The organism is Nocardioides zeicaulis (genome assembly GCF_042432345.1).
Lineage (GTDB): Bacteria > Actinomycetota > Actinomycetes > Propionibacteriales > Nocardioidaceae > Nocardioides > Nocardioides zeicaulis.
This window is the reverse complement of record NZ_JBHLXH010000002.1, coordinates 608,131-613,173: the sequence shown is the minus strand read 5'-3', so window position 1 is coordinate 613,173 and position 5,043 is coordinate 608,131. Positions and strand designations below refer to the sequence as shown.

The 5,043-nt window shown below is 72.6% G+C and carries 4 protein-coding genes; 3 read left to right on the top strand and 1 reads right to left on the bottom strand.

Annotation, left to right across the window (positions count from 1 at the left end; genetic code table 11):
* The coding region (locus ACFFJG_RS17570; protein ID WP_378520073.1) for an ROK family transcriptional regulator at positions 1-1,119 on the bottom strand (1,119 nt) is incomplete at its 3' end.
* Between the two features lie 97 nt (positions 1,120-1,216).
* Between ACFFJG_RS17570 and ACFFJG_RS17565 the strand changes: the two genes are divergently transcribed.
* The 3 genes from ACFFJG_RS17565 to ACFFJG_RS17555 all read left to right on the top strand — a co-directional run bounded on the left by ACFFJG_RS17565 (position 1,217) and on the right by ACFFJG_RS17555 (position 5,038).
* The gene (locus tag ACFFJG_RS17565; RefSeq protein ID WP_378520072.1) at positions 1,217-2,755 is read left to right on the top strand and encodes a sugar ABC transporter ATP-binding protein; all 1,539 of its coding nucleotides are present in this window, start codon (positions 1,217-1,219) and stop codon (positions 2,753-2,755) included.
* On the top strand, positions 2,752-3,873 hold the full coding sequence (locus ACFFJG_RS17560; protein ID WP_378520071.1) for an ABC transporter permease: 1,122 nt from the start codon (positions 2,752-2,754) through the stop codon (positions 3,871-3,873). The genes ACFFJG_RS17565 and ACFFJG_RS17560 overlap by 4 nt, the downstream gene beginning before the upstream one ends.
* 88 nt (positions 3,874-3,961) lie before the next feature.
* Positions 3,962-5,038: a substrate-binding domain-containing protein gene (locus tag ACFFJG_RS17555; RefSeq protein WP_378520070.1), complete on the top strand. Its 1,077-nt coding sequence runs from the start codon at positions 3,962-3,964 to the stop codon at positions 5,036-5,038.
* Positions 5,039-5,043: the final 5 nt, after the last annotated feature.

Here is a 5,043-nt window from a genome sequence, read left to right as displayed (position 1 = left end):
GGACAGGACGTGCTCGATCGCGAGCGTCGCGGCGCCCACCACGGCCGCCTGGCCCCCGGCCAGCGACGTGACGATCCGGAGGTGCTCGGTGGCCAGCGGCAGGGAGCGCTGGTAGACCGACTCGCGGATGCCGGCCAGGAGGTGCTCGCCGGCCTCGGACACCTGCCCGCCGATCACCACGACGGAGGGGTTGATGAGGTTGACCATGGTCGCCACGACCTCGCCGATGTCGCGGCCGGCCTGACGCACCACGCCGATCGCGGGCACGCAGCCGCGCCGCACCAGCTCGACCACGTCGCCGCCGTCGGCGGCCTGCTCGCCGAGGGCGCGCACGGCCGCGGCGAGGGCGGGCCCGGCGGCCACGGCCTCCAGGCAGCCCGTGTTGCCGCAGCGGCAGGCGACGTCGTCGGCACCGGGCACCCGCACGTGCCCGAGGTCGCCGGCCGTGCCCTGCGCGCCGCGCTGGAGCACGCCGCCGGACACGATGCCGGCGCCGATGCCGGTCGCGACCTTGATCAGCACGAGGTCGTCGACGTCGCGCAGGTGCCGGCGTCGCTCGCCGAGCGCCATGATGTTGACGTCGTTGTCGACCAGCACGGGCACCGCGTACGCGCGCTGCAGGTGCGCCGGGACGTCGTAGCGGTCCCAGCCGGGCATGATCGGCGGGTTGATCGGACGCCCGGTGGAGTGCTCCACCGGCCCCGGGAGCCCGATCCCGATGGCGGCCAGGTCGTCGAGCGGGCGGCCGGTGGCGGCGACCAGCTCGCGGACCGACTCGACGACCCAGCCGAGGACCGGCCCGGGCCCGTCGGCGACCGCGATCCGGGCGTCCACCTCGCCCAGCACGGTGCCCGCGAGGTCGGTCAGGGCGGCGCGCGCGTGGGTGGCGCCGACGTCGACGCCGACCACGAGCCGGGCCGTGGGGTTCATCGCGAAGAGCGCGGGGGGCCTGCCCCCGGTCGAGCGGGCGCCGCCGAACGGGGCGACGAGACCGAGCCGGGTGAGCGTGTCGATGCGCGCGGCGATGGTCGAGCGGGCCAGCCCCGTCGTCTCCGCGAGCTGGGCCCTCGTCCAGGGTCGCCCGTCGCGGAGCAGGTCGAAGAGCTCACCGGTGCGCACGGCGTGGAGTCAAGCACATCTCGGGCTTTACACAAGACAGATGACACTTTTGCAGGGTCCTCGACAAAAGTGGGTGACGCATGCCACAGTCCCTCCCGTGACCCACCTGTCCGACGTGCCCTCCGCGTCCACCGCACCGCTCCTCGAGGTGCGCGGCATCGTCAAGCGGTTCCCGGGCGTGCTGGCGCTCGGCGGCGTCGACCTCGACGTCCGGGCCGGCGAGGTGCACTGCCTGCTCGGCCAGAACGGCGCCGGGAAGTCGACCCTCATCAAGGTCCTCTCGGCCAGCTACCGCCCCGACGAGGGCGAGGTCCTGTGGGAGGGCCGTCCCGTCGACCTCACCACCACGCAGTCGGCGATGGACCTGGGCATCTCCACCATCTACCAGGAGCTCGACCTCGTGCCGGAGCTCACGGTCGCGGAGAACATCTTCCTCGGCCACGAGATCAGCCGCGGGGGAATGAGCCGCTCCGGCGAGACCAACCGGCGCGCCCGCGAGCTCCTCGCCCGGCTCGGGCACCCCGAGATCCCCGCCACCCGCGCCGTCGGCCGGCTCTCGCCCGCCGGGCAGCAGGTCGTCAGCATGGCCCGCGCGCTCTCGCAGCAGACCCGGCTGCTGATCCTCGACGAGCCGTCGGCCGTGCTCGACCAGGGCGAGGTGGACAACCTCTTCCGCACGATCCGCGACCTCACCGCCGACGGCGTCGCCGTCGTCTACATCTCCCACCGGCTCGAGGAGATCCGCCAGATCGGCGACCGGATCACCGTCCTCAAGGACGGCAGCACCGTCGCGAGCGGCCTGGCCGTCGCGTCGACGCCGACCTCCGAGCTGATCACGCTGATGACCGGACGCTCCATCGAGTACGTCTTCCCGCCGCGCGGCGACACGCCGGTCGCGGCGGGGGAGCCGGTGCTCGAGGTGGAGGGGCTCGCCCTCCCCGGCGTGTTCTCCGGCGTCGACCTGACCGTGCGCGCCGGCGAGATCGTCGGCCTCGCCGGGCTCGTGGGCGCCGGGCGCTCGGAGATCCTGGAGACCGTCTACGGCGCCCGCCGCGCCTCGGCCGGCACCGTCCGCGTCGACGGGCGCACGCTGCGCCGCGGCTCGGTCCCGGCGGCGGTCAAGGCAGGCCTCGGCCTCGCTCCCGAGGAGCGCAAGAGCCAGGGCCTGCTGCTCGACCAGGCGATCTACCGCAACGTCACCGTGTCCACGCTGCGCCGCTTCGCGCGCCTCGGCTTCCTCGACCGCGGGGAAGAGCGGCGCCGCGCCACCGAGGTCACGCAGTCCCTCGACGTGCGCCCGGCCGGTGTCGACCGCCTGGTGCGGCTGCTCTCCGGTGGCAACCAGCAGAAGGTCGTCCTCGCGCGCTGGCTGCTCCGCGGCTGCCGGGTCCTGCTGCTCGACGAGCCCACGCGCGGTGTCGACGTCGGTGCCCGCGCCGAGATCTACGCCGTGGTCCGCGCGCTCGCCGACTCCGGGGTCGCGGTCGTCGTCGTGTCGAGCGAGGTGGAGGAGGTGCTCGGTCTGTCCGACCGGGTGCTGGTGGTCCGCGAGGGCCGCGTCGTGCACGAGGGACCCGCGCACGAGATCGACGAGTCCCGGGTCCTCGACCTGGTCATGGAAGGAAGCGCCGCATGAGCGAGCACCGCACGACCCCCGTCCCCGACGGGCCCGACCTGACCGCGGTGGAGAACACCGTGGCGCCGGCCGACGACACCGTCCGGGTGGAGCGGGCCGCCGCCGAGACGGCCGGTCCGTCGCGGGGCGCGAGCCTGATGGCCGGCGCGTTCGGCCGCAACCTGGGCCTGGTGCTGGCGCTGCTGGTGATCTGCGCCGTCGGCGTCGTCACCGCCGGCGACCGCTTCGCCAGCATCGACAACATGGTGACGATCCTTCGCCTCGCCTCGATCGTGGGCGTGGTCAGCATCGGCATGACCTTCGTGATCACCGGTGGCGGCATCGACCTCTCGGTGGGCGCGATGGTCGCGCTGGCCTCGGTCTGGGCGACGACGTACGCCACGCAGAGCATGGCCAACGACACCCACTGGATCGTCATGGTGCTCGCGGCGCTCGCGGTCGGTGGCGCCTGCGGCCTCATCAACGGGGTGCTCATCGCCTACGGCAACGTGGTGCCCTTCATCATGACGCTCGCCACGCTGGCGGCGGCCCGCGGGTTGGCGGAGATCATCTCCGAGCGCCGCACCCAGATCGTGCCGTCCCCGGCGCTGGAGGACACCTCCGGCATCCAGGGGTTCAAGGACTTCTGGACCGCCGACGTCCTCGGCATCCCCCTGCTGGTCGTCATCTTCGCGCTCGTGTCGGTGGGCGGCTGGTTCCTCTTCAACCGCACCACCTTCGGTCGCCGCACCCTCGCGGTCGGCGGCAACCCGGAGGCGGCGCGCCTGGCAGGCATCGACGTCAAGCGGCACACCGTCCTGCTCTACGTCCTGGTCGGGCTGTGCTGCGGCCTCGCCGCGCTGATGTACATCGCCCGCACCTCCACCGGCAGCTCCACCCACGGCACGCTGCTGGAGCTCGACGTGATCGCGGCCGTCGTCATCGGCGGCACGCTGCTCACCGGCGGCCGCGGCACCATCGTCGGCACCGTCATCGGCGTGCTCATCTTCAGCACCCTGAGCAACGTCTTCGTCCTCAACAACCAGGACAGCTCGACCCAGGCCGTCGCCAAGGGCCTGATCATCGTCGTCGCCGTGCTGCTCCAGCAGCGCCTGGCACGTCGCTCGACCACCACCTGACCCGGCCGACCCGCCCCGGGCCGGACCCGACCTCGTACTCGCACCACCCCGGCAGCACCACCCACACCGCACCCAAGGAGCACACCCCATGCGACTGCGCACCACCCCCTCACAGCAGAGCCGCCGCTTCCCCGGCCTCGTGGTCGGCGCGGTCGCCGTCCTCGCGCTCACCGCCTGCACCGGCAGCGCCCAGGACGCGGCGGACGACGAGAAGGACTCGTCGGACTCGACCCCGGTCGCGGCCGCCTCGGGCAGCAACGACGAGTCGGGTGACACGGTCACCATCGGCTTCTCGGCGCCTGCCGCCGACCACGGCTGGATGGCCGCGATCACCAACAACGTCCGCGACCTCGCCGACCAGTACCCCGACCTCGACCTCCAGATCGCCGAGGGCACCAACGACGTCAACCTGCAGATCAGCCAGGTCGAGACCTTCATCAACGACAAGGTCGACGCCATCGTGCTGCTGCCCTTCGACGGTGCCGCGATGACGCCGGTGGCGCTCAAGGCCATGGAGGCCGGCATCCCGGTGATCAACGTCGACCGCGAGTTCGACGACCCCAACGCCGCGCGCGTCACCGTCCTGGGTGACAACTACGGCATGGGCGTCTCCGCGGGCCAGTACGTGTGCGAGCAGGCCGACGGCAACGAGGACGCGGTCGTCGCCGAGATCGCCGGCATCGACTCGCTGCCCCTGACCCAGGACCGCAGCCAGGGCTTCGAGGACGCGCTCGCCGAGTGCGGGCTCGACGTCGACGCCCGCCAGGCCGCCGAGTTCACCGTCGAGAGCGGCGAGGAGGTCGCCTCCCAGCTCCTGCAGGCCGAGCCGAAGATCGACTTCCTGTGGAACCACGACGACGACCAGGGCGTCGGCGTGCTGGCCGCGATCGAGAGCGCCGGCCGCGACGAGTTCACGATGATCGGCGGCGCCGGCTCGGCGAACGCCATGCGGGCCATCCAGGACGACTCCGGCGTGCTCAAGGCGACGGTCATCTACCCCTCGACCCAGGGCGCCGACGGCGTCAAGCTCGCCCGCCTGCTGGTGCAGCAGAAGGCGATGGGCGACCTGGTCGAGGTCGAGGTGCCGCGCGAGGTCCAGCTCTACGCCCCGGTCGTGACCGCCGACAACGTCGACCAGTTCATCGACACCGCCTTCGAGTCCTGAGGTAG

Excerpts from the sequence above, each read along its gene's own strand:
- ACFFJG_RS17560 (WP_378520071.1), top strand. The coding sequence starts at position 2,752 with ATGAGCGAGCACCGCACGACCCCCGTCCCCGACGGGCCCGACCTGACC.
- ACFFJG_RS17555 (WP_378520070.1), top strand. The coding sequence starts at position 3,962 with ATGCGACTGCGCACCACCCCCTCACAGCAGAGCCGCCGCTTCCCCGGC.